Source organism: Brevundimonas sp. (assembly GCF_013912005.1).
In the GTDB taxonomy this organism is placed as follows: Bacteria; Pseudomonadota; Alphaproteobacteria; order Caulobacterales; family Caulobacteraceae; genus Brevundimonas.
The window spans coordinates 96,414-122,597 of the sequence record NZ_JACESB010000004.1 but is presented as its reverse complement, the minus strand read 5'-3'; the positions used below and the strand labels follow the sequence as shown (position 1 = coordinate 122,597).

The window sequence follows — 26,184 nt, the reverse complement described above, 5'->3', positions numbered from 1 at the left end:
CGCGCGCCGGCGTGGCGGCCGCGCCTGCGTCTCCCCTCATGGCGGTGGCTGGCCGAGGCCATGTGGTGGGTCGAGCACTCCTTCGGCCGGGCCCGCGCCGACGCCCGTCCGGAGGAGGACACCCGGGTCCGCATCTTCCTGATCCTCGCCGTCTTCAGCCTCGTGTTCGCGGGCCTCGCCCTGGGCGCCGCGCGCGCCGCCCTGCTGGCGCCGAAGGGCGGGGTCGGCTCGGCGCACCATCCGTTCGCCATGACCCGCGCTGACCTGGTCGACCGCAACGGCGCCCTGCTGGCCACCAACATCGTCCACTACGGGCTGTACATCGATCCGGCCGAGGTCTGGGACCGCCCGCTGGCGGCGCGGCAGATCAAGCAGGCTCTGCCCCGGGTCTCGATGAAGCGGCTGAACCGGGTGTTGAACGGCGAGCGGCGGCTCATCGTCCTGCCGGGCCTGACGCCGCAGGAGAAGGCGGCGGTGCACGCGCTGGCGCTGGGCGGCGTGACCTTCGAGCCGGAGGACCGCCGCGTCTATCCGCTGGGCGGCTCGGCGCGCCACGTGGTCGGCGCCTCCGACGGCGGCGGGATCGGCATCACCGGCGCCGAACTGGCCTTCAACGACGAGATCCGCGCCGCCGGCCAGAAGGGCGAGGCCTTCCCCCTGTCCATCGACCTGCGCGTGCAGGGCGTGCTGGAGAACGAACTCGCGGCCGCCGCGACGGAGACCCAGGCCAAGGGCGCCGTCGGCATCGTCGCCGACGTCCAGACCGGCGAGATTCTCGGCATGGCCAGCTGGCCCACCGACGAGGGCCTGAACCGCGCCGCATCCGCCCACTACGAGATGGGTTCGGTGTTCAAGACCTTCACCGTCGCCGCCGGCCTCGACACCGGCCGGGCCGACATGGACACCCTGTTCGACGCCTCGGAAGCCTTCATGATCGGCAACCGCCGCATCACCGACTTCCACGCCACCAACCAGATCCTGACCCTCGAGGAGGTCTACCTCCACTCCTCGAACATCGGCACCTCGCGGCTGGCGGTGGAGATGGGGCCGCAGGTGATGCGCGACTACTTCACCCGCTTCGGTCTGCTCGACGCCGCGCCGATCGAGCTGCACGAATCGGCCCGCCCCCGCCGGCCGCGCAAGTGGGACGACTCCACCCTCGCCTCCCTGTCGTTCGGCTACGGCATCATGATCACCCCGCTGCAGATGACGGCGGCGATGAACGCCCTGACCAACGGCGGACGGTTCATCCCGCTCAGCCTGCGCAAGGGCGGCCGTCGCGACGCGCAGGCGCGCCAGGTGGTGACGCCGGAAACCTCCGCCGCCCTGCTGGAGCTGATGCGCCGCAACGTGGTGCGCGGCTCGGGCACGCGCGCCGACGCGCCCGGCCTGCGGGTCGGCGGCAAGACCGGCTCGGCGAACAAGCTGGTCAACGGCCGCTATGATCCGACCCATGCGGTCGGCACCTTCGCCGCCGTCTTCCCGACGGACGGGCCGCTGGACGCCCGACGCTACTCGATCCTGATCCTGGTCGACGAGCCCGGGACCTACCCCCGCACCGGCGGCTTCGTCGCCGCCCCGGCCGTGGGCCGCATCGCCGACCGCATCGCCGGCTTCCTCGGCGTCGAGCGCCGCGCCGATCCCTACCGTACGGCCCTCGGCGAGGCGGTTCCGCAATACCAGGACGTGGAGGGCGACGGGCGATGAGCGCGCTGCGCCTGTCCGAACTCCTGCGCCGCGACGTGCCCGCGGACCCGGTCATCACCGGCGTCACTGCCGACAGCCGCAAGGTCGCGCCGGGCGCGCTGTTCGTCGCCCTGCCCGGGACGGCGGCCGACGGCCGGGCCTTCATCCCGCAGGCCCTGTCGCAGGGCGCCGCCGCGGTGCTCGCGCCGGCCGACACGGACGCGGGGCTCGCCCCGGTGCTCGTCACTTCCGGCGACGTGCGCCGCGCCTACGCCATCGCCGCCCGCAGCTTCTACGGAACCCAGCCGGCCACCTGCGTGGCCGTCACCGGCACCAACGGCAAGACCTCGGTCGCCGCCTTCTGCCGGCAGATCTGGGCCCGCCTCGGACGGACGTCGGCGAGCATGGGCACGCTCGGCGTTCTGAAGCAGACAGGTAACGTTAACGAGACGCTGACCGGCCCCGGGCTGACCAGCCCGGATCCCGCCGATGCGGCCCGCCTGCTGGCGGGGCTGGCGGCGGAGGGCGTGACCCACCTCGCGCTCGAGGCCTCGTCGCACGGCATCGACCAGCGGCGTCTGGACGGCGTCTCCCTGCGCGCCGCCGCCTTCACCAACCTGACCCAGGACCACCTCGACTACCACGGCACGATGGAGGCCTACCGCGCCGCCAAGCTGCGCCTGTTCGAGACCCTGCTGCCGCGGGGCCGCACGGCGGTGCTGAACGCCGACTCCGACGCCTACTCCAGCTTCGCCGCGGTCAGCATCATGTCGGGGCTCGGCGTCATGGGGGTGGGCGAGCGCGGCCGCGACCTCGCCCTGATCGGCCGCCGCGCCACGCCCGAGGGGCAGCGCCTCACGGTCGACGCGGCCGGCGAGATTCACGAAATCCTGCTGCCGCTGGCGGGGGCCTTCCAGGCCTCCAACGCCCTCGTCGCGGCCGGGCTGTGCATCGCCGGCGGGGAGAAGGCGGGGGAGGTGCTCGCCGCGCTTGAGAGCCTCGAGGGCGCGCAGGGGCGGATGCAGCGCGTGCCGGGCCCGGGGCCGGGCGAGGTCTACGTCGACTATGCGCATACGCCGGACGGGCTGGAGACGGTGCTCAGGGCGCTGCGGCCGCACGCGACCGGGCGGCTGATCGTGGTCTTCGGCGCCGGCGGCGACCGCGACCGCGCCAAGCGCCCGCTGATGGGCGAGATCGCCGCCCGTCTGGCCGACGTCGCCATCGTCACCGACGACAATCCGCGGTCGGAAGACCCCGCCGCCATCCGCGCGGCGGTGCGCGAGGGCTGCCCGCAGGCGCGGGAGGTCGGCGACCGTCGCCGCGCCATCCATCTGGCCGTGTCGATGATGGGCGACGGGGATGTGGTGGTGATCGCCGGAAAAGGGCATGAACAGGGACAGATCGTCGGCGGGGTGACCCATCCGTTCGACGACGTCGCCGAAGCCGCCGAAGCCCTCCGCATCCATGCCTGACGTCGCCCCCCTCTGGACCTCGGCCGAGATCGAAGCCGCCACCCGCGGCCGACTCTCCGGTCCCGCCTTCGACGTCTCCGGCGTCACCTACAACAGCCGCGAGATCGCGCCCGGCGACCTGTTCGTCGCCCTGCAGGGCGCCCGCGACGGCCATGACTTCGCCGCCGCCGCCTTCGCCGCCGGCGCCGCCGGGGCCCTGACCTCCCGGCCGGTCGAGGGCGGGCCCTGCGTCGTGGTGGAGGGAGACACCTTGGCGGCGCTCGAGGCGCTCGGCGTCGCCGCCCGCGAGCGGGCCCCGCAGGTGCGCCGCGGCGCCGTCACCGGCTCGGTCGGCAAGACCAGCGTCACCCAGGCCATCAAGGCCGGCCTCGACCTCGCCGGCCCGGCCCACGCCTCGGTGAAGAGCTACAACAACCACATCGGCGTGCCGCTGACCCTCGCCCGGATGCCGCGCGCGGTGGAGCGGGCGGTGTTCGAGATCGGCATGAACGCCCCGGGCGAGATCGCGCCCCTGTCGCGCATGGTCCGTCCGCACGCCGCCTGCGTGACCACCGTCGGTCCGGTCCACATCGAGGCGTTCGACAACGGCGAGGCCGGCGTCGCCGCCGAGAAGGCGTCGATCTTCGAGGGGCTGGCGGAGGATGGAATCGCCGTCCTGAACGGCGACATCGGCTTCGCCGCGGTGCTCGACGCCGCGGCGCGCAAGGCCGCGGCCCGGCGGGTGACCTTCGGCGCCGCCGCCGGCAGCGACGCGCGCCTGATCGACTTCCGGCCGGACGGCGACGGCGCCCGCGTCCGGGCCGAGCTGTACGGCCGCCCCCTCGACTTCCCGCTCGCCCAGTCGGGCTTCCACTGGGGCCTGAACAGCCTGTGCGTCCTGCTGATGCTGGAGGCGCTGGACGTCCCGCTCGACACCGCCCTGGCGGCGCTGGCGGACTTCCGCCCGCTGGCCGGACGCGGCCAGACGACGGTGGTGCGCGCGCCCGGCGGCGCCTTCACCCTCATCGACGAGAGCTACAACGCCAATCCGCTGTCGATGGCCGCCGGCTTCCGCAGCCTGGGCGCCCGCCCGGTCGCCCCCGGCGGCCGGCGCGTCGTGGTGCTCACCGACATGCTGGAGCTGGGCGAACGCTCGCGGGCCCTGCACGAAGGCCTGGCCGAACCGATCGCCGCGGCGGGACTGGACCTCGTCCACGCCGCCGGGCCCGCGATGAAGCGTCTGCACGAGGTCCTGCCGGCGGGAGTCCGGGGCCTGTGGCGCGAGACCGCGGCCGAACTGGCCGCCGAGGCCGCGGCGCTGGCCGGGCCGGGCGACGTCGTCATGGTCAAGGGATCGAACGGCTCGAAGGCCTCGCTGGTCGCGAAGGCGCTGACCGGCCTTGGCCAAGCGGATGAGGGGACCGCCTGATGTTCTACCTGCTCTACCTCTATTATGCGGACGTCGCCCGGGATTACCCCCTGCTGAACCTGGTCCAGTACCAGACCGTGCGGGTGGCCCTGGCCATGGCCACCGCGATGATCGTAGCGGTCGCCATGGGCAGCCGCTTCATCGCCTGGATGCGGGTGAAGCAGGGCAAGGGCCAGCCGATCCGCTCGGACGGCCCCATCACCCACCTGTCCAAGGTGGGCACCCCGACCATGGGCGGGCTGATGATCCTGGCCGGCATCGCCGTGGCGGTGCTGCTCTGGGGCGACCTGACCAACCCCTACATCTGGATCGTGTCGCTGGTGACCGGCGCCTTCGGCGTGCTCGGCTTCGTGGATGACTACGCCAAGGTGACGAAGCAGTCCTCCGCCGGGCTGACATCGAAACAGAAGCTGCTGGCCCAGACCGCGGTCGCGGTGATCGCCGGGATCCTGACCGTGCTGTGGATGAAGGCCTCGCCGACCTCGCCCAATCTCGAGACCTCGGTCGCCTTCCCCTTCTTCAAGGCGGTGCTGCTCAACATCGGCTGGTTCTACGTCGCCTTCGCGGCCTTCACGATCGTCGGCTTCTCCAACGCCGTGAACCTGACCGACGGCCTCGACGGCCTCGCCATCGTGCCGGTGATGATGGCCGCCGCGGCCTTCGGCATCATCTCCTACCTCGCCGGCAACTTCATCTTCTCCGAATACCTCGGCATCCACCACGTTCCGGGCGCGGGCGAGCTGGCCATCTTCCTCGCGGCCATCATCGGCGGCGGCGTCGGCTTCCTCTGGTACAATGCGCCGCCCGCCAAGATATTCATGGGCGACACCGGCTCCCTGGCCCTCGGCGGGGCGCTGGGCGCCATCGCCGTGGCCACCAAGCACGAGCTGGTGCTGGGCATCGTCGGCGGCCTGTTCGTGGTCGAGGCGGCCTCGGTGATGATCCAGGTCGCCTACTTCAAGGCGACCGGCAAACGCATCTTCCTGATGGCGCCGATCCACCACCACTTCGAGAAGATGGGCTGGCCGGAGTCGACGGTGGTGATCCGGTTCTGGATCGTCGCCGCCATGCTGGCGCTCGCCGGCCTCGCCACCCTGAAGCTGCGCTGACGCCATGATCCCCGTTCCCGGCTTCGAAGGGCGGAGGATCGCGGTCTTCGGCCTCGGCAGGTCGGGACTGACGGCCGCGCGCGCGCTCAAGGCCGGCGGCGCCCGGTCGGTGCTGTGGGACGACAGCGTCTCCAGCCGGATGCAGGCGGAGGCGGAAGGGTTCGCGGTCGAGGATCTGACAACCGCGGACTGGTCCGGCTTCGCGGCCCTGGTTCTGTCGCCCGGCGCGCCGCTGACCCACCCGAAGCCTCACTGGACAGTGGAGAAGGCCAGGGCCGCCGGGATCGAGGTTCTCGGCGACATCGAGCTGTTCGCCCGCGCGCTGGCGGCCCTGCCGCAGGACCGGCGGCCGAGGGTCGTCGCCATCACCGGCACCAACGGCAAGTCCACCACCACCGCCCTGATCGGCTGGGTGCTGAAGCAGGCGGGGATGACCGTGCACGTCGGCGGCAACATCGGCATCGGCGTGCTGGCCCTGCCGGCCCCGACGCCGGAGGCGGTCTATGTGGTCGAGGTGTCCAGCTATCAGCTCGATCTGACCACGGGCTTCGCGCCCGACGTGGCTATCCTCATCAACATCAGCCCCGATCATCTTGACCGGCACGGCGGCATGGACGGCTATGTCGCGGCGAAGCGGCGCATCTTCGCCCGGTCCGGACTGGCGCTGGTCGGGGTCGACGATCCGTGGGGGCGGGACACGGCGGCCCGGCTGCAGGCGGACGGACGGGCCGTCGCCTCGGTGTCCACCGGCGGGGAAACGGCCGACATCGTGGCCGCGTCCGGCGTCCTGACGACGCCGGAGGGGCCGGTCGACTTCGCGGCCGCCCGCTCGCTCAGGGGCCGCCACAACGCGCAGAACGCCGCCTTCGCCTGGGCGGCCGCCCGGGCCCTCGGCGTGCCGCACGCCAAGGTCCTCGAAGGCCTTCTGGGCTTCCCCGGCCTCGCCCATCGGATGGAGACCGTCGGCCGCCTCGGCCGGGTCGCCTTCGTCAACGATTCCAAGGCCACCAACGCCGACGCGGCACGGCAGGCGCTGACGTCGTGGGACCGCTGCTTCTGGATCGCCGGCGGGCGGGCCAAGGCCGGCGGCATCGACGACCTTGAGGACCTGTTCCCGCGCGTGGTGGAGGCCTTCCTGATCGGCGAGGCGGCCGGGCCCTTCGCCGCCCGCCTCGGGGACACGCCGCACCGCATCAGCGGCGACATGGCGACGGCGGTGCGGCAGGCTTACGAGGCCGCCGCGGCCACCGGTCGCGAGGAGGTGGTGCTGCTCAGCCCCGCCGCCGCCAGCTTCGACCAGTATCCCGACTTCGAGGCGAGGGGAGAGGCGTTCCGCGCCGCCGCCCTCGCCCTCGGCGCCGTACCCGCGAGCGCGTCATGACCGACAGCTACAGCCCCGCCTTCTCCCGCCTCGACCAGGGTCCGATCGCCAAATGGTTCTGGACCGTGGACCGGGGTCTGCTTGCGGCGGCCCTGACCCTGATGGGTCTGGGGGTGGCGCTGAGCTTCGCCTCCAGCCCCGCGGCCATCGCTGCGGACGAGTCGATCACCGATCCCTTCCACTATTCGTGGCGCATGCTGGTGTGGGCCTCCATGGGCGTGGTCATCATGCTCACCACCTCGCTGCTGTCGCCGAGGGGCGTGCGGCGCATCGCCGTGCTGGCCCTGCTCGGCGCGATCGTGACGATGGCGGCCCTGCCGTTCATCGGTGACGAGGTGAAGGGCGCGGCGCGCTGGATCAACCTCGGCCCGTTCAGCCTGCAGCCGTCGGAATTCGCCAAGCCGGCGCTGATCGTCTTCGCCGCCTGGATGTTCGCCGAGACCCAGAAGGGGCAGGGGGTCCCCGGCGTGTCGATCGCCTTCGGCTTCTGGGCCCTGACCGTCGGCCTGCTGCTGATCCAGCCCGACATCGGCCAGACCCTGCTGATCACCACCACCTTCATGGCCGTGTTCTTCATGGCCGGCGTGCCGCTGAAGTGGGTGGCCGCCCTCGCCGCCGCCGGCGCCGCCGGGGTGGTCGGCCTGTACTTCACCTTCGGCCACATGCGCGACCGCCTGAGCCGCTTCCTGTCGCCCGAGACCACCGACACCCACCAGATAGACCGCGCCTCCGAAGCCATCCGCGCCGGCGGCCTCGTCGGCCGGGGCATCGGCGAGGGGGTCATGAAGCGCTACGTGCCGGACCTGCACACCGACTTCATCTATTCGGTCGGGGCCGAGGAATTCGGGCTGGTCCTCAGCCTGGCGATGATCGGCCTCTACGCCTTCATCGTGCTGCGCGGCATGCGCAAGGCGATGAAGCTGAACGACCCGTTCGAGCAGACCGCCGCCGCCGGCCTGTTCATGCTGATCGGCCTGCAGGCCTGCATCAACATCGCGGTCAACCTGAACCTGATCCCGACCAAGGGCATGACCCTGCCCTTCATCAGCTACGGCGGCTCGTCCATGCTGGCCATGGGCCTGACCATGGGCTTCGCCCTCAGCCTGACCCGCCGCCGCCCCGGCGCCTACGAGCCGGGCGCCACCCTGCCGGACCGCCGGCGGATACTGCCTTAGGCGTGAGCAGTGGGTAGTGAGTAGTGTGTAGTGAACATCACGGGAGCCGCCGCCGCGGAGCCCTCCTGCTCGCTACTCACTGCTCACTGGCACTCTTCACTTTTCCCGTCCCCAGCCGGAGCCGCCCATGAACTCGAAAGTCTGCGTCGTCGCCGCCGGGGGAACCGGAGGACACATGTTCCCGGCCGAGGCGCTGGCGCGCGAGCTGCAGGCCCGCGGCTGGCGCATCGTGCTGGCCACCGACCGGCGCGGCGAGCAATACGCCCACGGCTTTCCGGCGGAGGAGCGTCTGGCGCTGGACGCCGCGACCGGCCGCGGCCCGCTCGGTCTGGCCAAAGCCGGCGTCGCCATCCTCAAGGGCGTGACGCAGGCGCGCGCCGCCCTGGACCGGCTCGACGCCTCGGTGGTGGTCGGCTTCGGTGGCTATCCGTCGGCGCCCGCCCTGCTGGCCGCGCTCAGCCAGCGCCGTCCGACCCTGCTGCATGAGCAGAACGCGGTGCTGGGTCGCACCAACCGCTGGCTGGCGCCGTACGTCGGCGGCGTCGCCGCCTCCTTCCCCAACCTGCAGAAGGTCCCGCCGGCGGTGGCCGCGCGGGTGACCCTCGTCGGCAATCCGGTCCGCCCCGACATCCGCGCCCTCTACGGACGCGCCTTCACCGCGCCTGCCCCGAACGGTCCTGTCCACGTCCTCGTCACCGGCGGCAGCCAGGGCGCCCGCATCCTCGCCGAGACTGCGCCCCGCGCCATCGCCGCCTTGCCGGCGGCCCTGCGCGCCCGCCTGAAGGTCCGGCAGCAGGCCCGGGCCGAAAGCCTCGACGCCGCCCGCCAGATCTACCTCGAGGCGGGGGTCGAGGCCGAGGTGGCTCCCTTCTTCCGCGACATGGCCGCCCGGCTGGCGGAGACCCACCTGCTGATCGGCCGGGCCGGGGCCTCGACCTGCTCCGAGCTGGCCGTGGCGGGGACGCCGTCCCTGCTCGTGCCGCTGAAGATCGCCACCGACGATCACCAGCGCTTCAACGCCCTGTCGCTGGTCGAGGCCGGCGGCGCGGAGATGATGCTCGAGGACGAGGTCACCGTGGACGCCATGGCCGCGGCGCTGGAGCGCCTGCTGTCCGACCCGGCGCGGCTGGCGGCGATGAGCGCCGGCGCGCGTTCGGCCGCCCTTCCGGACGCCACCTCGGCCCTGGCCGACAGGGTGGAGGCGGCCGCCGCGGCCTGACGATCGGGAAACCCGGCGGGGGCGTCGTGCGCTTAAGCTGGATGCCGACCTTCATCACCGAGCTGACCGCCACGGTCATCCGTCTGTGGCGGCGCTTCGACTGGCTGCCGGAGTGGGCGGTCATCAGCCTTGTGCTGCTCGTCTTCGTGGGCGGCGGCTGGCTGGCGCACAAGCTGCTGTTCGCGATCCTGCGCCGGCTGGTGCGCAAGCGCGACGTCTTTTGGCGCGGCGTGGTCGAACGCGGCCGCACCAAGTTCCGCATCCTCATGCTGCTCGCGGCGATCGGCATCGGCGTCACCGTCTCGCCGATGGACCCGCTGCCCTCGGCCCAGATCCGCTCGGTCCTGCTGTTCATGGCGATCCTGACCGCCGGCTGGCTCGCGTCGGGGGTCATGGACATGTGGGCCGTGGTCTACATGCGCCGCTTCAACATCCAGACCGAGGACAACCTCGTCGCCCGCAAGCACATCACCCAGACGCGCATCCTGCAGAAGGTGGCCAAGGTGGTGATCGCGCTGGTGAGCCTCGGCCTCGCCCTGATGACCATCGCCGGCTTCCGGCAGTGGGGCGTCAGCATCCTCGCCTCGGCCGGGGTGGTCGGGATCATCGCCGGCTTCGCGCTGCAGCCGGTGCTGACCAACCTGCTCGCCGGCATCCAGATCGCCATGACCCAGCCGATCCGCATCGAGGACGCGGTCATCGTCGAGGGAGAATGGGGGACGGTCGAGGAGATCACCTCCACCTATGTGGTGGTCAAGCTGTGGGACTGGCGGCGGATGGTGTTGCCGCTGACCTATTTCATCCAGAAGCCGTTCCAGAACTGGACCCGCGAAACCGCCCGCCTGATCGGTACGGCCATCCTCTACGTCGACTACGAGGCGCCGATGGACCGTCTCCGCGCCGAGCTGGAGCGCATCTGTCGCGCCAGCCCGTTGTGGGACGGAGACGTGATCAGCCTGCAGGTCACGGACATCACCGACCGCGTCGCCCAGGTGCGCTGCCTGGCCAGCGCCCGCAACGGCGCCCACGCCTTCGACCTGCGCTGCGACATCCGCGAGAAAATGCTCGCCTTCATGCGCGACCAGTGCCCCGAAGCCCTGCCGCGCGACCGGCTGGCGCTGGAAGGCGGCCGCCGGTTCGCGGAGGAACCCGGGCCGGCGTCGTAACCGGACGTTGACGGCGCCGGCCTAGGCTCCGGGCCATGACGCGCTTCATGACGCTGGACTTCGCTGACGGCGACCGGGCCGCCCTGCTGGCCGAGGTGATCGCGCGCGCCCGGCGGCCCTACGGCTATGTCGTCACGCCCAATGTCGACCACGTCATCAAGCTGATGGACGGCCGGGTCCCGGCCGACGTCTATCGCGGCGCCGCCCTGCACGTCTGCGACAGCCGCATTCTCGCCCATCTGGCGCGCCTGCGCGGCAGGGCGCTGTCGGTCTACCCCGGCTCGGACCTGACCGCCGACCTGCTGGCCTCCGACGCGGGCGCCGATCTGGTCTACGCCGTCTTCGGCCCCGATCTTGAGGCCTTCCTCACCCTGCAGGCCCGCTTCCCGCGCCGCCGCTTCGTCTTCCTCGAAGCTCCGATGCTGACGCCGGGCACGCCGGCCTGGCTCGGCGCGGTCGACGCGGCCGCGAAGGCGGAGTGGGACGTGCTGCTCGTCTGCGTCTCCTTCCCCAAACAGGAGCTGTTCGCCCACGCCCTGCGCGTCGCCGGCCGCGGACGGGGCGTCGCCCTCTGCGTCGGCGCCTCGATCGACTTCCTGACCGGCCGTCAGCATCGCGCCCCGACCGTCTTCCGACGCCTGTCGCTGGAATGGCTTCACCGCCTCGCCAGCCAGCCCCGCCGCATGTTCCGCCGCTATGTGATCGAGGGGCCTGCGATCCTCGGCTGGTTCCTGAAGACCGAGGTGCTGAGTAGCGAATAGTGAGTAGTGAGTAGTGAGTAGTGAGTAGTGAGTAGTGAGTAGTGAGTAGGGAAGATGGCTGTCATTAGCCGTCAGTCGCAATTAACTAATCACTACTCACTACTCACTACTCGCTACTCACTCACTCTACGCCACCAGCTTCTCCGCCTGGGTCAGGTCGACGCTGACCAGCTGGCTCACCCCCCGTTCGGGCATGGTCACCCCGTACAGCCGGTCCATCCGGCTCATGGTCACCGGGTTGTGGGTGATGACGATGAAGCGGGTGTCCGTCCGTTTCCGCATCTCGTCCAGCATGCGGCAGAAGCGGTCGACGTTGGCGTCGTCCAGCGGCGCGTCGACCTCGTCGAGCACGCAGACCGGGGCCGGGTTGGCGAGGAAGACCGCGAAGATCAGCGCCGCCGCCGTCAGCGCCTGCTCGCCGCCGGACATCAGGCTCATCACCGCCAGACGCTTGCCCGGCGGGCAGGCGTAGATCTCCAGCCCCGCCTCCAGCGGATCGTCGCTTTCGACCAGCTTCAGCTCGGCCTGGCCGCCGCCGAACAGGGCCTCGAACAGGGTCTTAAAGTTGTCGTTGATGATGTCGAACGCCGCCACCAGCCGCTCGCGGCCCTCGGCGTTGAGCTCGTCGATGCCGTCCCGCAGCCGGGCGATGGCGTTGGTCAGGTCCGAGCGCTCGACCTTCATGGTCTGCAGCCGGTCGCCGTATTCGTTGGCCTCCTCCTCGGCCAGCAGGTTGACCGCGCCCAGCGCCTCGCGCTCCCGCTCCAGCCCGTAGAGCAGGCTTTCGGCGCCGGCGGCGTCGGGCGGGCGGGCGATGGCGTCGTCCTGCAGCTTCTGACCCAGCTCCTCGGGCGACATCTGCGCCGTCTCGCGCACGTTCTGCTCGGCCTCGGCCAGCCGTTCGGCCGCGGCCTCCGCCCGCGCCGCCAGCCCGGCGCGCGCCTCGCGGGCCTGCGACGCGGCGCTCTCGGCGGCCCGCGCCGCCCGGTCGGCCTCGCCCGCCGCGGCCTCGGCCGTGGCCAGGGCGTCGGCGGCGGCCTTGCGCCGGGTCTCGGCCATGGTCAGCGCGTCCAGCAGCTTCGACCGCTGCGCCGCCAGCTGCTCGGGGGCGTCCGCCGCCGCCTGCAGCCGGGCGGCGGTCTTCTCCGCCTCCTTCTCCAGGGCGACGATGCGCGCCCGGGCGTCCTTCGCCCGGCCGGCCCAGCCGTCCCGCTCCCGCGTCAGCCCGTCCAGCCGCGCCTGACGGCCCGCCACCTCGCGGGCCTCGGCGTCCCGGGCCAGCCGCGCCTCGGCGGCCGCGCCCCGCGCCGCGTCCGCCGCCGCCCGGGCGGCCGTGAGCTCGGCGCGCAGCCCCTCCAGCGTCTCGGACGGCGCCTCGGTCCCCTGCGCCTCGGCCAGCCCGGTCCGCGCCGCCTCGACCTCGGCGGTCAGTCGCTCCAGCGTCTCGTCCAGCGCCTGCGCCCGCGCCTCCTTGCGGGCCTGCTCGCGGGCCAGGGCTTCCACCCGGTCGCGCGCCGCCGTGACCGCCTTGTCGAGGGGGAAGGGGGCCGCCCGGGCGGCCTTCACCGCGTCCTCGGCCGCCCGGAAGGCTTCCCCGGCCGCCTTGAGCGTCGCCTGCGCGGCCTCCAGCGCCGGCTTGCCGGCGTCGATCTCGGTCTCCAGCTCCGACAGCCGGGTGCGCTGCGCCAGGCGCACGGCCGCGGGGCGCGGCGCCTCGGCGCGCTGCACGAAGCCGTCCCAGCGCCACAGGTCGCCCTCGACCGTCACCAGCCGGGCCCCCGCCGGCAGCGCCCCCGCCAGGGCCGCGATGTCGGCGCGTTTCGCCACGCCGCAGAGGGCGAGGCGGGCCTTCAGCTGCTCCGGCGCGCTGACCCTCTCCGCCAACGGCTCCACCCCGGCCGGCCAGTCGGGGGAGGGGGCCTCGGCTCCGCCCCAGTAGGCCGCCGCCCGGGCGTCCAAGGCCGCGTCAAGATCGTCGCCCAGCGCCGCCGCCAGCGCCGCCTCATAGCCCTTGTCCGCCTGCACCCGGTCCAACGCCGGCGGATGCTCGCGCTTGCCCTGCACCAGCAGCTGGGCGAGGCCGCGGGCCTCGGTCTGCAGCCGACCCAGCCGGTCCTCCGCCGCCCGCGCCGCCTGCCGGGCCTCCTGCTCGGCCCGGGCCCGTTCGCCGCGATCCGCCTCGGCCGTCTCCACCGCGGCGCGCGCCGCCGCCAGCGCCGCCTGGGCCTGTCCCAGCGCCGCCTGCGCCGCCTCGATCTCCGGGGTTTCCAGCGGCCCCAGCGCCTCGCGTTCCCGCTGAGCCGTCGCCAGCTGCGCCTCCGCCCGCTGGACGCGCGCCTCGGCGTCGCGGCGGCGGGCGTTTTCCGCAGAGACCCGCGCCTCGACCGCGGCCACCGCCCCGGCGACCCGCTCGACCTCGGCGTCGGCCGCCTTGCGCGCCGCCTCCGCTGCGGCCAGCGCCGCCTCCAGCTCAGGCCCTCGCGCCGGCGCCGCGGCGATCTCCGCCGACAGCGCCTCCAGCGCCGCCGCCAGCCGGGCCAGCTCGCCCTCGGCGTCGCCGGCCATGGCCGTTTCGCGTTCGACGTCGGCCGCGATGCGCGCGCCTTCCGCCTTCAGCCGCTCCACCTCCGCCCGCGCCTGCTGCTCGGCCATGTCCAGCCGGTCGCGCTCCAGCGAGGCGCGGTGCAGCAGGGCCCCGGCCACCGCATCCTCCTCGCGCGCCGGCTTCAGCGCCTCCTGGGCGTTCAGCGCCGCGGTCTGGGCGCGTCCCGAGGCGGTGGTCGCCTCCAGCACCGCCCGGTCGGCCTCCGCCAGCTCCTGCGCCGCGGCCTCGGCGGCCACACGCGCATCGTTCCAGCGCACATAGAGCAGGGCCGCCTGAAGGGCGCGGATCTCGGCCGAGATCTTCTTGTACTTCTCCGCCTGCCGCGCCTCGCGCTTCAGCCGGGTCAGGGTCGTCTCCAGCTCACGGCCGATGTCGTCCAGCCGCTCCAGATTGGCCTCGGCCGCCTTCAGCCGCAGCTCCGCCTCGTGCCGCCGGGTGTGCAGGCCGGCGACGCCGCCGGCCTCCTCGAGGATGCGGCGGCGGTTCTGCGGTCGGGCGGCGATCAGTTCGCTGATCTGGCCCTGACGCACCAGCGCCGGGCTGTTCGCCCCGGTCGAGGCGTCGGCGAACAGCAGCTGGACATCCCGCGCGCGGACCTCCTTGCCGTTGATGCGGTAGGTCGAGCCCTGGCCCCGGTCGATGCGCCGCGACACCTCCAGCATGGGACTGTCGGTGAACGGCTGCGGCGCCCGGCGCTGGGCGTTGTCGATGGTCAGCTGCACCTCGGCGTGACTGCGCGGCGGACGGTTGGCGGCGCCGGCGAAGATCACGTCGTCCATGCCCTGGCCGCGCATGGCCTTGGCGGAGTTCGCCCCCATCACCCAGCGCAGGCTCTCCAGCACATTGGACTTGCCGCAGCCGTTGGGGCCGACGATGCCGGTCAGGCCGGGCTCGATGTGGAACTCCGTCGGATCGACGAAGGACTTGAACCCGACCAGTCTGAGGCGCTGGAACTGCACCCGGGCGGCGTCCTCAGCGCTCGGCCAGGGCGGCGCGCACGGCGATCTCCAGCCCGCCCAGCGACCGGTCGGCGACCGGCCGGCCGTTGACGAAGAAGCTGGGGGTATGGTGCGCGTCCGCCGCGTGGGCGGTCTCGATATCGCGGTTGATCGCGGCCCGGGTCTCCGGCGTCGTCGCGCAGGCCTCGATCTGCGCCTGCGTCCGGCCGCTGGCGGCGATGGCCGGGGCGTACCAGTCCGCGCGGTCTCCGCCGCGGAGCACCGCCGCCTGTCCGGCCATCAGGATGGAGGTCACCTCGAAGAAGCGCTCCGGGGCGGCGCAGCGCGCCAGCGCCGCCGCCGGCAGCGAGATCTGCTCCGGCTGGGTGGGCAGGTTGCGGAACACGAAACGCACCTGTCCGGTGTCGACCAGCCGCTGTTTGAACAGCGGCCAGACGAAGCGGTGCCAGTCGGCGCAGGATGGACAGGCGAAGGAGGCGTACTCGATCACCGTGACCGGCGCGTCCGGGCGGCCGATGGTCCGGTCGGCGGCGGTGACCGGCGCCACCGGCCCCGGAGAGGCCGCCGCGGGGACGGCGGCCAGCGGCGCCAGCAGGGCCAGCGCCGCGATCAGCAGGGAGCGCCGGACCGCCTGCATCGCGGTCCTACTTCGCCAGCTCGGCGTCGATGGCCTTCGACAGGTCCTCGAGGCTCGCGCCCTCGCCGCCGGGGCTGATGACCTGGGTCCCGTTGACGAAGAAGGCCGGAGTGCCCGTCACGCCGGCCTGAACGGCGGCCCGGGCGCGCTCGTCGGCGGCCTTGAGGTTCTCCGGATCGGTGATGCAGGCGCTGATCTGCTCGTTGCTCAGACCGGCGCCGTTGCCGACCCGGAACAGGGTGTCGCGCGGGTTCACGCCGGCGCGCCACTCTTCCTGGCTCTCCATGATGGCGTGGACGACGTCGAAATACTTGTCCTCGCCGGCGCAGCGCGCGATCGCGAATCCGGCGATGGCGACGTTCGCGGGCGGCGTCGGCAGTTCGCGGAACACGTAGCGCACCTTGTTGGTGTCGACGTACTTCGCCTTGAACTGCGGCCACACCTGCTCCTGCCAGGCCGCGCAGTGGGGGCAGGTCACCGAGGCGTACTCGACCACCGTCACCTTGGCGCCTTCCGGGGCGCCCATGGCCATGTCGCCCTCGGCCGCCGCGCCCGCGCCGCTGCCGCCGCAGCCGGCCAGGGCGGCCATGGAGGCCAGCGCCGCGGCGGTCATCGCCGCCCGGCGGCTCATGGCGGCGAATTTCGACTTCATGGCGCTCATCGCGTCGTCCTCACTGGAGCGGGATTCGGAAGCATCGCGCGATTCCCCGGAAAGTCGCGCGTTCGTGGTTTTCGAGAACAGAAGCGGCGAAGTTTTGTCAACGGGAGCCGCGGCCGCCCTCGCCGAGCACCGCGCGCCCCAGCCGCTCCAGCGGCCCCTTCAGGGGCTCCGGCGCCGGGTCGATCGCCGCCTTCAGTTCCGCCTCCACCGAAGCCGGCAGCGGCGGCTGCACGGTCCTGCGCCGCGGCGGCGCCGGCGCGTCCGCCAGCGGCTTCACCGGTCCCTGGGCGATGCGCAGCTTCTCCACCGAACCCGGGCCGAGGAACAGGTTGACCCGCTGCAGGATGTCCTCGGACTGATGCTGCACCAGCAAGGCCGCGGGCCCGGCCACGCGCAGCTCCAGCGTGCCGCCCTTGCCGTCGCGTCCCCGGGTCAGCTTCTGCGGCCGCGTCACCCGCGCCAGCCGCTCGCCGACGATCTCGCGCCAGCGCGGCTCCAGCGCGCCGGCCCCGCGGCCCAGCCTGGCGTCCAGTTCGCGGATCAGCCCCTGCAGGGCGCGGCCGGCCTTCGGCGCCGGGCGCGGGGCCGGCCGGGTGCGCCGTCGCGACAGGATTTCGCGAACCTCTTCATCGGTGGGCAGCGGGCGGCGCATTCCTGCTTTATAGCGCGGATCGATGCCTGCCGTCCCCCCAGAGTCCCGGCCCGACGTTCCCGCCCTCCGCGCCGCCCTGCTCGACTGGTACGACGCCCACGCCCGGCCGCTGGTCTGGCGTACGACGGGCGGCGTCCGAGCCGACCCCTACCGCGTCTGGCTGTCCGAGGTGATGCTGCAGCAGACCACCACCGTTCACGCCGCCCCCTATTTCGAGGCCTTCACCGCCCGCTGGCCGACCGTCGTCCACCTCGCCGCCGCCGATGACGCCGACGTCATGGCCGCCTGGGCGGGCCTCGGCTACTACGCCCGGGCCCGCAACCTGCTGGCCTGCGCCCGCGCCGTCGCCCGTGACCACGGCGGCGTGTTCCCGGAAACGGAAGCCGGCCTGCTCGCTCTTCCGGGCGTCGGCCCCTACACGGCCGCCGCCGTGGCCGCGATCGCCTTCGGATGCCCCGCCAACGTCGTCGACGGCAACGTCGAGCGGGTCATGGCCCGGCTCTTTGCGCTGGAGACGCCGCTGCCGGCCGCGAAGCCGGAGCTGCGCCGCCTCGCCGGGTCGCTGGTCGCCGACGACCGGCCGGGCGACTGGGCCCAGGCCCTGATGGATCTCGGCGCGACGGTCTGCCGCCCCGGTCGCCCCCTCTGCGACGCCTGCCCCCTGACGGGCTGCTGCGCGGCCTTCGCCTCGGGGACGCCCGGACGCTGGCCGCTGAAGGCGCCGAAGCCGGAACGGCCGCGCCGCCACGGCGTCACCTGGGTGCTGCGCGACGGGGAAGGGCGGGTCGCCCTCGTGCGCCGGCCGGCCAAGGGGCTGCTGGGCGGGATGCTCGGCCTGCCGACCTCGGACTGGGGCCCCGCGGCCGTCGAGCCGCCGCCGCCGCCCGCCGCCGACGACTGGCGCGACGTCGGCGCCGTGGAGCACGTCTTCACCCACTTCGCCCTCACCCTGAACGTCCGCGCCGGCACGGGGAGGGGCGACTTCCTGTGGACTCCGGTCGAGGCGGCGCGGGCCGCCCTGCCCACCGTCTTCCGCAAGGCGCTCGACCGGGGTCTGGCCGGCTAGCGCAGCAGCAGCCGCACCTCGCCCAGCCGGTTGCGCCTCCCAACGAGCGGAATCCTTCGCACGGGCGAAGGCGCCGTGCAGCCTGGCCGCGAGAGCCCGGCGCGCCTACTGCATTCCGGCCCGGATCTCGGCGCGCAGGGCGTCGATCGAGCGCAGGCCCTGGTCGGTCTTGAAGCGCCAGTAGGTCCAGCCGTTGCAGGCCGGCGCGTTCTCCAGCAGGGCGCCCAGCTTGTGGATCGAGCCGGTCAGTTCGCCGTAGGCCAGCGAGCCGTCGGCGCGCACCCGCGCCTCCCGTTCCCCCTTCGGGCAATAGAGGCGGTCTCCCGGCTGCAGCAGGCCGGCCTCGACCAGGGCGCCGAACGGCACCTTCGGCTCCGCCCGCTTCGATCCCATCACCGCCAGGTCCTCCGGCGCCGCCGGCGTCACCCCGCGGATGCGCTTCTCGGCCACCTTCGCGTAGCCCTCGTCGCGCTCGATGCCGATGAAGCGCCGGCCCAGCCGCTTCGCCGCCGCGCCGGTCGTGCCGGTGCCGAAGAAGGGATCCAGCACCACGTCGCCGGGCCGCGTCGCGGCCAGCAGCACCCGGTGCAGCAGGGCCTCGGGCTTCTGGGTCGGGTGCGCCTTCTTGCCGTCGGCGTCCTTGATGCGCTCCTCGCCGGTGCACAGGGCGAAGGTCCAGTCGGACCGCATCTGGGTGTCCTCGTTGAAGGCCTTCAGCGCATCGTAGTTGAAGGTGTAGCGCTTCTGCTCCCGCGAGCGCGCCGCCCAGATCAGGGTCTCGTGGGCGTTGGTGAACCGGGTGCCCTTGAAGTTCGGCATCGGGTTCGACTTGCGCCAGATGATGTCGTTCAGCACCCAGAAGCCGAGGTCCTGGATGGCGGCGCCGAGACGGAAGACGTTGTGGTAGCTGCCGATCACCCAGATCGACCCCTCCGGCTTCAACACCCGGCGGCACTCCGTCAGCCAGGCCCGGGTGAAGGCGTCGTACTCGGCGAAGCTGCCGAACTTGTCCCAGTCGTCGTCGACCGCGTCGACCTTCGAATTGTCGGGCCGCAGCAGGTCGCCGCCCAGCTGGAGATTGTAGGGCGGATCGGCGAAGACCATGTCGACCGAGGCGTCGGGCAGGCCGCGCAGCACCTCGATGCAGTCGCCCCGATGGATGACGTCGGTCTTCAACTCGGACATGGAACCCGGCCCCGGCTACTCTGAGACCGGCAAGGTGAATCCTTACGGTTAAGGCACGGTTAGCCGGAGGGGCGGAACGCTTGTGCGGCCGGGCGGTTGAGGAGCGCCCCCTTTCCCCCGGACCCCGCCATGATCCTGTTCGCCCTCCTGCAGCGCCTGTTCGCCCTGGGGTCCATCGCCCTCTTCGTTCTCGGAGGCTGGCTGGCGTGGAGCTGGTACGAGGCGGAGCGGCAGGCGGAGGCGCTGGGCCTCGCCGATCCGTCGGAGACGCGCCTCTGGTGGGCCGGCGCGCTGCTGCTCTTCGGCGTGCTCGGGCGGACGCCGATGCTGTTCCTGCTCGGGCGCGGCGGAAAGCGCGCCGAGGCGCGCCGCGCCGCCCGGTCGTTCACGGTGGACGGCGCCGACGGGGCCCGGCTCCACGTGGAGCACGAGGGGGCCGAGGAGGGGCCGGTGCTGGTCTTCACCCACGGCTGGGGCCTGTCCGCGCGCATGTGGGCCGAGGCCCGCCGCGACCTCGGGGACCGGTACGGCCTCGTGTTCTGGGACCTTCCCGGCTCGGGCCGGTCCGGTCGCCCGCCGGCGGGCTATTCCATCGAAGGCTTCGCCGAGGATCTGCACGCGGTCGTCGACAGCCTGCCGCCGCACCGGCCGGTGGTGCTCGTGGGGCACAGCATCGGCGGCATGACGACCCTCACCCTGTGCGCCCGTCGCCCGGAGCTGCTGAACCGTCGCGTCATCGCCATCGCCCTGATGAACACCACCCACAACAATCCGCTCACGACCATGGCGCTCGCGGGTCTGTTCACCCGGCTGCAGCCGCTGGTGGAGGTCGCCTGCCGGCTCGAGCCCCTGGTCTCGCCGCTCACATGGGTGATGAACTGGCAGGCGTACCTGAGCGGCGCGACCCACCTCGCCGCCCGCCTCGTCGGCTTCGGCGCCCGACCCACGCGCGAGCAGCTCGACCGGATCGCGCTGCTGCCGACCAAGACCTCCCCGGCCGTCCAGGCGCGCGGAAACCTGGCCATGATCCACTGGTCGGTGACGGACCGGCTGCCCCGTATCGACGTGCCGGCCCTGGTCTTCGCCGGCGGGCGGGACCTGATCACCAGGGACCACGCGGGCGAACACATCGCCGCGGTCCTGCCCCAGGCGCGACTGGTCCGGGTCGAGGACGCCGGGCACATGGGTCCGGTCGAACGGGCGGACTTCTACGATGAGCAGCTGACGGACTTCATCGGCTTCGTCGAACTGCTCCGCTCCCGGGCGGCGGGGGAGGGTCGCTCGTTCCTGTCCCCGGAGCCCGCGCTCGCGCCCGCGCCGTCGACCTCGGCGGCGGCGGATGCGGCCCCTGCCGCAGCGCCGGCGGGCGGAACGTCCCGGCGCGTCTGAGCCGCGCCGCCGGAACCGCAACGTCGCCTCACGTTTTGTTACACCCTCGGCCTCGCCTTGCCGCCTCCGGCGCGCTAAGCGGGGCCACAGACCGCGGCCGGAGCGAGTCCGCCGCGATGAACCACGGCTCAGGGGCTGCTTGATGACTCAGTGGGTGTACGGCTTCGGCGGCGGTTCCGCCGACGGCGACGCTTCGATGAAGAACCTCCTCGGCGGCAAGGGGGCCAACCTGGCCGAGATGTCCTCGCTGGGCCTGCCGGTGCCGCCCGGCTTCACCATCACCACCGAGGCCTGCAACCACTTCTACCAGCAGGGCCAGACCTATCCGGCGGACCTGGAGGCGCAGGTGAAGGCCGGGCTGGCCCGGGTCGAGGGGATCGTCGGCAAGACCTTCGGCGACCCGGAAAACCCGCTGCTCGTCTCGGTTCGCTCCGGCGCCCGCGCCTCGATGCCGGGGATGATGGACACGGTGCTGAACCTCGGCCTCAACGACGAGACGGTCGAAGGCCTCGCCGCCCTGTCCGGCGACCGCCGCTTCGCCCTCGACAGCTACCGCCGCTTCATCACCATGTATTCGAACGTCGTGCTCGGCCTCTCGCACGACGACTTCGAGGAGGTGCTCGACGATCACAAGGACCGGCTCGGCGTCACCGTCGACACCGACCTGACGGCGAAGGACTGGGAGAAGGTGGTCGCCGCCTACAAGCAGGTGGTCGAGGACCGGCTGGGCCGCCCGTTCCCGCAGGATCCGAACGACCAGCTGTGGGGGGCGATCGGCGCCGTCTTCACGAGCTGGATGAACGACCGGGCGAAGTTCTATCGCCGCATGCACGACATTCCCGAGAGCTGGGGCACGGCCGTCAACGTGCAGTCGATGGTGTTCGGCAACATGGGCGACACCTCGGCCACCGGCGTCGCCTTCACCCGCAACCCGTCCACCGGCGAGGCCCGTCTGTACGGGGAGTTCCTCGTCAACGCCCAGGGCGAGGACGTGGTCGCCGGCATCCGCACGCCGCAGTCCCTGACCCGGGCCGGCCGCGAGGAGATGGGCGAGACCGCCCCGTCGATGGAAGAGGCCATGCCGGAGGTGTTCGGCCAGTTCGTCGACGTGGTCGGCGCCCTGGAGCGCCACTACCGCGACATGCAGGACATCGAGTTCACGGTCGAGCAGGGTCGCCTCTGGATGCTGCAGACCCGCAACGGCAAGCGCACCGCCAGGGCGGCGCTGAAGATCGCCGTCGATCTGGCGGCCGAGGGCGTCATCTCGGAGGAGGAGGCCGTCAGCCGCGTCGAACCGGCGGCGCTGGACCAGCTGCTGCACCCGACCCTCGACCCGAAGGCCGAGCGCGTTGTGGTCGCCGCCGGCCTGCCGGCGTCGCCCGGCGCGGCGACGGGCAAGGTGGTGTTCGACGCCGACGAGGCCGAGCGCCTGTCGCAGCTGGGCGAGGCCGTCATTCTCGTGCGCGAGGAGACCAGCCCGGAGGACATCCACGGCATGCACGCCGCTCGCGGCATCGTCACCGCCCGCGGCGGCATGACCAGCCACGCCGCCGTCGTCGCCCGCGGCATGGGCCGCCCGTGCGTCTCCGGCGCCGGGGAGATCCACATCGACGAGAAGGCCGGCGCCTTCACCGCCCGCGGCCGCACCTTCCGCGCCGGCGAGATCATCACCATCGACGGCGGCAAGGGCGAGGTGCTGGACGGCGCGGTGCCGATGATCGAGCCGGAGCTGACCGGCGACTTCCAGACGCTGATGGCCTGGGCCGACCGGGTCCGCCGCCTGAAGGTCCGCGCCAACGCCGAGACCCCGCTGGACGCGCGGACCGCCCGCGGCTTCGGCGCCGAGGGGATCGGCCTGTGCCGGACCGAGCACATGTTCTTCGACGACACCCGCATCGCCGCGGTGCGCGAGATGATCCTCGCCGACGACGAGGCCGGGCGCCGCGCGGCGCTGGCGAAGATCGCCCCGTTCCAGAAGTCGGACTTCGTCGAGCTGTTCACCATCATGTCCGGCCTGCCGGTGACGGTGCGCCTGCTGGACCCGCCGCTGCACGAGTTCATCCCGCACGGGGAGGCGGAGATCGACGCGCTCGCCGCGGCCCAGGGGCTGGACGCCGCCAAGCTGAAGCGCCGCGCGCGCGAGCTGCACGAGACCAACCCGATGCTCGGCCACCGCGGCTGCCGCCTCGGGGTGGCCTATCCGGAAATCTACGAGATGCAGGTCCGGGCGGTGCTGGAGGCGGCGCTGGAGGTGAAGAAGGCTTCGGGCGTGGCCCCGATCCCCGAGATCATGCACCCGCTGGTCGCCCTCGGCCTCGAGATGAAGTTCCTGCGCGAGCTGACCGACCGCACCGCCGAGGCGGTCTTCGCCGAGGCCGGCGACCGGGTCGAATACCTGGTCGGCACCATGATCGAACTGCCGCGCGCCGCCCTGCGCGCCGCCGACCTGGCCGAGTACGCCCAGTTCTTCTCCTTCGGCACCAACGACCTGACCCAGACCACCTTCGGCATCAGCCGCGACGACTCCGGCCGCTTCCTCCAGGCCTATATGGACAAGGGCATCTTCGAGACCGATCCCTTCGTCCGCCTCGACCAGGAGGGGGTCGGCGACCTGATCCGCATCGCCGCCGAGCGGGGCAGGGCGGCCCGCGAGGGCGTCAAGATGGGCATCTGCGGCGAGCATGGCGGCGACCCCGCCTCGATCGCCTTCTGCGAGGCGGTCGGCCTCGACTACGTCAGCTGCTCGCCCTACCGGGTGCCGATCGCCCGCCTCGCCGCCGCCCAGGCGGCGCTGGACGCCCGCGCCGGGACCGAGCGCGAGAAGGACCGCTAGAAGTCGGTCTGCCTCAACAAGACCACGATAAGGTCACGATTGGCGTATCGTCGTCTGTGCCCTGCGGCGCACAGTCGACGACGCCTGTCCGGTCAGCACTGGAACGTCCGTTCCGGCGACCCATTTGTGTATCCGCTGGGTGGGGCCGGTGGCTCTTTCAGTCACCGCATCCAGAGGATACAGAAACAATGCGTAACGTTCTTCTCGCGACCGCCGCTCTTACTACGCTGATCGCCGCGCCGGCCATGGCGCAGGTCCCGACGTCGCCGGTGACCGGCTCGATCGGCTACACCCACTTCGACGGCGACCAGGGCGAGCTCGGCGCTGTGACCGGCCGCCTCGGCTACCGCTTCAACCCGTGGGTCGGCATCGAGGGCGAAGCCTCGGTCGGCGTCGCGGATGAGGACATCACCGTCGGCGGGGTCGACGGCAGCCTCGAGCACGAATACGACGCCGCGGCCTACCTGGTGGGCACGGTGCCGGTCAGCCAGAACGTCGAGCTGTTCGGTCGCGTCGGCTACGGCACGACCTCGCTGAAGGCCGAGGTGGCGGGCGTGGACGTCAGCGAGGACGGCGAGAGCATCAACTACGGCGCCGGCGCCAACTGGTTCTTCGACGCCCAGAACGGCCTGCGCGCCGACTGGACCCGCCGCGACTTCCGCGACGACGCCGGCGAGGTCGACACCTACGGCCTCAGCTTCGTCCGCCGCTTCTGATCGGAGCTCCGGTCAGCGAAAGGGCCCGCGACTCCGGTCGCGGGCCCTTTTCAATTCTCCGCCGGGTCAGGCGACGCCGGGTTGCAGCGCCCACCGGTGCGACCCCTCGCCGAAGGGCCGGAAGAAGAGGTCGCGGTAGCGTTCGAACACCTCGACGATGCGGGTCGCCAGATCCTGGGCGACGGTTTCGCCGCGCTGGCGCTTCAGCGCCGCGACGCATTGCACCACGTCGCGCTGGTGGGCGGAGCCGCCCATCCGCTTGAGCACCGCCGCGACGTCCTGCGCCAGCGGATCGATCTGGGCTCCCCACGGGGTCGTGTTCTGAGTCATTCGGGACACCCCCTGAGTTCTCGACACAGCGAACGCCTCGCAAAAACTTGCGGCGGATGCAAGCTTGGCCGCGATTTCGTGATCGGAGCGAGGCGGAGCGCCGGGCGGCGCAGGGCGTTCTCGACCCATGACCGCGCTTCGTCTTCCGATTCTCTCCGCCGCCGTCCTTCTCAGCCTCGCCGCCTGCGGCCGGGAGTCGGTGAACCCGCCGACCGATCCGGCCTCGCCGGTCACGGCCCCTGAGGGCGCCGCGCCTCCGCCGCCCCCTCCGGCCGAGGTCGGCGCCGTCCTGCCGGGCAGCGGCGCCGCCAGCTTCGTCGGACGCTGGGCGGCCGAGCCGGCCTGGTGCGCCGCGCCGCGGGGCGCCGAGCGTCCGATCGAGATCACCCCGACCCGCTTCGAGGGCTATGAGAACAGCTGCTCCATCGACCGGATCGACGAGCGGGCAGGCGGCTACGACGCGGCCCTGACCTGCGACGCCGAAGGGATGCGCAGCCAGGAGCGCGTCCGGCTCGAGGTGCAGGGGGACGCCCTGCGTCTCACCTGGCCCGATCGCAACGGGGCCGTCGTCCTGCTCACCCGGTGCGGGGCGGAGAACCGGCCCGCCGGCGCGGACTGATCAGCTGAACAGGAAGTGCATCACGTCGCCGTCCTTGACGACGTAGGCCTTGCCCTCGGCGCGGAGCTTGCCGGCCTCGCGGGCCTTCGCTTCGCCGTTCAGAGCCACATAGTCCTCGTAGGCGACGGTTTCGGCGCGGATGAAGCCCTTCTCGAAATCGGTGTGGATCACGCCGGCCGCCTGCGGAGCCGTGGCCCCGACGGGGATCGTCCAGGCCCGCGCCTCCTTCGGCCCCACGGTGAAGTAGGTCTGCAGGCCGAGCAGCTTGTAGGCCTCCCGGATCAGACGGTTGAGCCCCGGCTCCTCCAGCCCCAGACCCTCGAGGAATTCCTTCTGCTCCTCGTCGTCGAGCACGGCGATCTCGGATTCGATCTGCGCCGAGATGACCACCGAGTTGGCGTTGTCGCGGGCGGCGCGCTCGGCCACCTTCGCGGACAGCTCGTTGCCCTTGTCGGCCGAGGCCTCCTCGACGTTGGCCACGTACAGCGCCGGCAGCGAGGTCAGCAGCTGCAGCATGCGCCAGCCCTTGTCGTCCTCCTTCGGCACCTCGGCCAGCCGCGCCGGCTTGCCCGCCCGCAGCTGCTCCAGGGCGAGGTTGATCAGCCGCAGCGTCTGCTGGGCCTCCTTGTCGCCGCCCTTGGCCTTCTTCTCGACGTTGACCACCCGCTTCTCGAGGCTTTCGAGGTCGGCCAGCATCAGCTCGGTCTCGATGATCTCGAGGTCCGACACCGGGTCGATGCGGTTCTCCACGTGGGTGATGTCGTCGTCGACGAAGCAGCGGGCCACGAAGGCCACGGCGTCGCAGTCGCGGATGTTGGCGAGGAACTGGTTGCCCAGGCCTTCGCCCTTCGATGCGCCCCGCACGAGGCCCGCCACATCGACGAAGGTGATGCGCGCCGGAATGATCTCCTTCGAGCCCGCGATCTTCGCCAGCACGTCGAGCCGCGGCTCGGGCACGGCGACGTCGCCGGTGTTCGGCTCGATGGTGCAGAACGGATAGTTGGCCGCCTGCGCCGCGGCGGTGCGCGTCAGGGCGTTGAACAGGGTGGACTTGCCGACGTTCGGCAGGCCGACGATCGCGACTTTCAGGGCCATGGTCTTGGGGAGGTTCCTCGTGAGCGCACGCCCTTAGCCGGTCCGGACCGGTTTGTCAGG

Annotated in this window: 21 protein-coding genes; 14 read left to right on the top strand and 7 right to left on the bottom strand. The window is 72.3% G+C overall.

The genetic code is table 11. The features are described from left to right. Positions 1-60: 60 nt before the first annotated feature. The 9 genes from H2038_RS04805 (at position 61) to H2038_RS04765 (ending at position 11,377) form a co-directional block, all read left to right on the top strand. The gene (locus H2038_RS04805) at positions 61-1,707 is read left to right on the top strand and encodes a penicillin-binding protein 2 (protein WP_292109913.1); all 1,647 of its coding nucleotides are present in this window, start codon (positions 61-63) and stop codon (positions 1,705-1,707) included. After that, positions 1,704-3,158 carry a UDP-N-acetylmuramoyl-L-alanyl-D-glutamate--2,6-diaminopimelate ligase gene (locus H2038_RS04800; RefSeq protein ID WP_292109769.1) on the top strand — a complete coding sequence of 485 codons (1,455 nt, stop codon included), beginning with the start codon at positions 1,704-1,706 and terminating at the stop codon, positions 3,156-3,158. Before H2038_RS04805 ends, H2038_RS04800 begins: the two co-directional genes overlap by 4 nt. Beyond that, complete coding sequence (gene murF / locus H2038_RS04795) at positions 3,151-4,566, top strand: UDP-N-acetylmuramoyl-tripeptide--D-alanyl-D-alanine ligase (protein ID WP_292109766.1); 1,416 nt, start codon at positions 3,151-3,153, stop codon at positions 4,564-4,566. The genes H2038_RS04800 and murF overlap by 8 nt, the downstream gene beginning before the upstream one ends. Next, positions 4,566-5,675 carry a phospho-N-acetylmuramoyl-pentapeptide-transferase gene (gene mraY, locus H2038_RS04790; RefSeq protein WP_292109765.1) on the top strand — a complete coding sequence of 370 codons (1,110 nt, stop codon included), beginning with the start codon at positions 4,566-4,568 and terminating at the stop codon, positions 5,673-5,675. The genes murF and mraY overlap by 1 nt, the downstream gene beginning before the upstream one ends. A gap of 4 nt (positions 5,676-5,679) precedes the next feature. After that, positions 5,680-7,056: a UDP-N-acetylmuramoyl-L-alanine--D-glutamate ligase gene (gene murD, locus H2038_RS04785; RefSeq protein WP_292109763.1), complete on the top strand. Its 1,377-nt coding sequence runs from the start codon at positions 5,680-5,682 to the stop codon at positions 7,054-7,056. After that, positions 7,053-8,231: a putative lipid II flippase FtsW gene (ftsW, locus tag H2038_RS04780; protein WP_292109760.1), complete on the top strand. Its 1,179-nt coding sequence runs from the start codon at positions 7,053-7,055 to the stop codon at positions 8,229-8,231. The genes murD and ftsW overlap by 4 nt, the downstream gene beginning before the upstream one ends. Positions 8,232-8,358: 127 nt before the next feature. Next, entirely contained in the window at positions 8,359-9,450 is a 1,092-nt protein-coding gene (murG, locus tag H2038_RS04775) for an undecaprenyldiphospho-muramoylpentapeptide beta-N-acetylglucosaminyltransferase (protein WP_292109758.1), read from the top strand. A 26-nt stretch (positions 9,451-9,476) separates the two neighbouring features. Then, on the top strand, positions 9,477-10,616 hold the full coding sequence (locus tag H2038_RS04770) for a mechanosensitive ion channel family protein (RefSeq protein WP_292109755.1): 1,140 nt from the start codon (positions 9,477-9,479) through the stop codon (positions 10,614-10,616). A gap of 35 nt (positions 10,617-10,651) precedes the next feature. Next, complete coding sequence (locus H2038_RS04765) at positions 10,652-11,377, top strand: WecB/TagA/CpsF family glycosyltransferase (protein ID WP_292109752.1); 726 nt, start codon at positions 10,652-10,654, stop codon at positions 11,375-11,377. 126 nt (positions 11,378-11,503) lie between these two features. Here the strand turns inward: H2038_RS04765 and smc are convergent, their stop codons facing one another. From smc to H2038_RS04745, 4 genes are all read right to left on the bottom strand, one after another. Then, positions 11,504-14,941 (bottom strand): chromosome segregation protein SMC, encoded by a 3,438-nt coding sequence (gene smc, locus H2038_RS04760; RefSeq protein WP_292109750.1) that lies wholly within the window; start codon positions 14,939-14,941, stop codon positions 11,504-11,506. A 13-nt stretch (positions 14,942-14,954) separates the two neighbouring features. Continuing rightward, positions 14,955-15,578 (bottom strand): thioredoxin domain-containing protein, encoded by a 624-nt coding sequence (locus H2038_RS04755; RefSeq protein WP_292109747.1) that lies wholly within the window; start codon positions 15,576-15,578, stop codon positions 14,955-14,957. A gap of 7 nt (positions 15,579-15,585) precedes the next feature. Beyond that, the gene (locus tag H2038_RS04750) at positions 15,586-16,239 is read right to left on the bottom strand and encodes a DsbA family protein (RefSeq protein WP_292109745.1); all 654 of its coding nucleotides are present in this window, start codon (positions 16,237-16,239) and stop codon (positions 15,586-15,588) included. Between the two features lie 97 nt (positions 16,240-16,336). Beyond that, on the bottom strand, positions 16,337-16,891 hold the full coding sequence (locus H2038_RS04745; RefSeq protein ID WP_292109743.1) for a DciA family protein: 555 nt from the start codon (positions 16,889-16,891) through the stop codon (positions 16,337-16,339). Positions 16,892-16,913: 22 nt separating this feature from the next. Between H2038_RS04745 and H2038_RS04740 the strand changes: the two genes are divergently transcribed. Continuing rightward, a complete protein-coding gene (locus H2038_RS04740; RefSeq protein WP_292109740.1) occupies positions 16,914-17,957 on the top strand; it encodes an A/G-specific adenine glycosylase in 1,044 nt (347 codons plus the stop codon). A 105-nt stretch (positions 17,958-18,062) separates the two neighbouring features. On the opposite strand, the gene H2038_RS04735 is transcribed toward H2038_RS04740, so the two are convergent. Continuing rightward, positions 18,063-19,142, bottom strand: a complete 1,080-nt coding sequence (locus H2038_RS04735) for a site-specific DNA-methyltransferase (RefSeq protein WP_292109736.1) — start codon at positions 19,140-19,142, stop codon at positions 18,063-18,065. Between the two features lie 129 nt (positions 19,143-19,271). Here H2038_RS04735 and H2038_RS04730 point away from each other — a divergent pair, with 129 nt between their 5' ends. From H2038_RS04730 to H2038_RS04720, 3 genes are all read left to right on the top strand, one after another. Continuing rightward, positions 19,272-20,531, top strand: a complete 1,260-nt coding sequence (locus H2038_RS04730; protein ID WP_292109734.1) for an alpha/beta hydrolase — start codon at positions 19,272-19,274, stop codon at positions 20,529-20,531. A 142-nt stretch (positions 20,532-20,673) separates the two neighbouring features. Beyond that, positions 20,674-23,364 (top strand): pyruvate, phosphate dikinase, encoded by a 2,691-nt coding sequence (gene ppdK, locus H2038_RS04725; RefSeq protein WP_292109731.1) that lies wholly within the window; start codon positions 20,674-20,676, stop codon positions 23,362-23,364. Between the two features lie 188 nt (positions 23,365-23,552). After that, a complete protein-coding gene (locus H2038_RS04720) occupies positions 23,553-24,080 on the top strand; it encodes a porin family protein (protein WP_292109729.1) in 528 nt (175 codons plus the stop codon). A 66-nt stretch (positions 24,081-24,146) separates the two neighbouring features. Here the strand turns inward: H2038_RS04720 and H2038_RS04715 are convergent, their stop codons facing one another. Then, entirely contained in the window at positions 24,147-24,410 is a 264-nt protein-coding gene (locus tag H2038_RS04715) for a hypothetical protein (RefSeq protein ID WP_292109726.1), read from the bottom strand. 127 nt (positions 24,411-24,537) lie between these two features. Here H2038_RS04715 and H2038_RS04710 point away from each other — a divergent pair, with 127 nt between their 5' ends. Beyond that, complete coding sequence (locus H2038_RS04710; protein ID WP_292109723.1) at positions 24,538-25,029, top strand: hypothetical protein; 492 nt, start codon at positions 24,538-24,540, stop codon at positions 25,027-25,029. On the opposite strand, the gene ychF is transcribed toward H2038_RS04710, so the two are convergent. After that, entirely contained in the window at positions 25,030-26,124 is a 1,095-nt protein-coding gene (ychF, locus tag H2038_RS04705) for a redox-regulated ATPase YchF (protein ID WP_292109720.1), read from the bottom strand. Between the last annotated feature and the right edge of the window lie 60 nt (positions 26,125-26,184).

What these genes read in the sequence shown, in the direction of transcription:
- H2038_RS04805 (WP_292109913.1), top strand. Translation starts at nt 61, where the DNA reads ATGTGGTGGGTCGAGCACTCCTTCGGCCGGGCCCGCGCCGACGCCCGT.
- H2038_RS04800 (WP_292109769.1), top strand. Translation starts at nt 1,704, where the DNA reads ATGAGCGCGCTGCGCCTGTCCGAACTCCTGCGCCGCGACGTGCCCGCG.
- murF (WP_292109766.1), top strand. Translation starts at nt 3,151, where the DNA reads ATGCCTGACGTCGCCCCCCTCTGGACCTCGGCCGAGATCGAAGCCGCC.
- mraY (WP_292109765.1), top strand. Translation starts at nt 4,566, where the DNA reads ATGTTCTACCTGCTCTACCTCTATTATGCGGACGTCGCCCGGGATTAC.
- murD (WP_292109763.1), top strand. Translation starts at nt 5,680, where the DNA reads ATGATCCCCGTTCCCGGCTTCGAAGGGCGGAGGATCGCGGTCTTCGGC.
- ftsW (WP_292109760.1), top strand. Translation starts at nt 7,053, where the DNA reads ATGACCGACAGCTACAGCCCCGCCTTCTCCCGCCTCGACCAGGGTCCG.
- murG (WP_292109758.1), top strand. Translation starts at nt 8,359, where the DNA reads ATGAACTCGAAAGTCTGCGTCGTCGCCGCCGGGGGAACCGGAGGACAC.
- H2038_RS04765 (WP_292109752.1), top strand. Translation starts at nt 10,652, where the DNA reads ATGACGCGCTTCATGACGCTGGACTTCGCTGACGGCGACCGGGCCGCC.
- H2038_RS04755 (WP_292109747.1), bottom strand. Translation starts at nt 15,578, where the DNA reads ATGCAGGCGGTCCGGCGCTCCCTGCTGATCGCGGCGCTGGCCCTGCTG.
- H2038_RS04750 (WP_292109745.1), bottom strand. Translation starts at nt 16,239, where the DNA reads ATGAGCGCCATGAAGTCGAAATTCGCCGCCATGAGCCGCCGGGCGGCG.
- H2038_RS04745 (WP_292109743.1), bottom strand. Translation starts at nt 16,891, where the DNA reads ATGCGCCGCCCGCTGCCCACCGATGAAGAGGTTCGCGAAATCCTGTCG.
- H2038_RS04740 (WP_292109740.1), top strand. Translation starts at nt 16,914, where the DNA reads ATGCCTGCCGTCCCCCCAGAGTCCCGGCCCGACGTTCCCGCCCTCCGC.
- H2038_RS04735 (WP_292109736.1), bottom strand. Translation starts at nt 19,142, where the DNA reads ATGTCCGAGTTGAAGACCGACGTCATCCATCGGGGCGACTGCATCGAG.
- H2038_RS04730 (WP_292109734.1), top strand. Translation starts at nt 19,272, where the DNA reads ATGATCCTGTTCGCCCTCCTGCAGCGCCTGTTCGCCCTGGGGTCCATC.
- ppdK (WP_292109731.1), top strand. Translation starts at nt 20,674, where the DNA reads ATGACTCAGTGGGTGTACGGCTTCGGCGGCGGTTCCGCCGACGGCGAC.
- H2038_RS04720 (WP_292109729.1), top strand. Translation starts at nt 23,553, where the DNA reads ATGCGTAACGTTCTTCTCGCGACCGCCGCTCTTACTACGCTGATCGCC.
- H2038_RS04715 (WP_292109726.1), bottom strand. Translation starts at nt 24,410, where the DNA reads ATGACTCAGAACACGACCCCGTGGGGAGCCCAGATCGATCCGCTGGCG.
- H2038_RS04710 (WP_292109723.1), top strand. Translation starts at nt 24,538, where the DNA reads ATGACCGCGCTTCGTCTTCCGATTCTCTCCGCCGCCGTCCTTCTCAGC.
- ychF (WP_292109720.1), bottom strand. Translation starts at nt 26,124, where the DNA reads ATGGCCCTGAAAGTCGCGATCGTCGGCCTGCCGAACGTCGGCAAGTCC.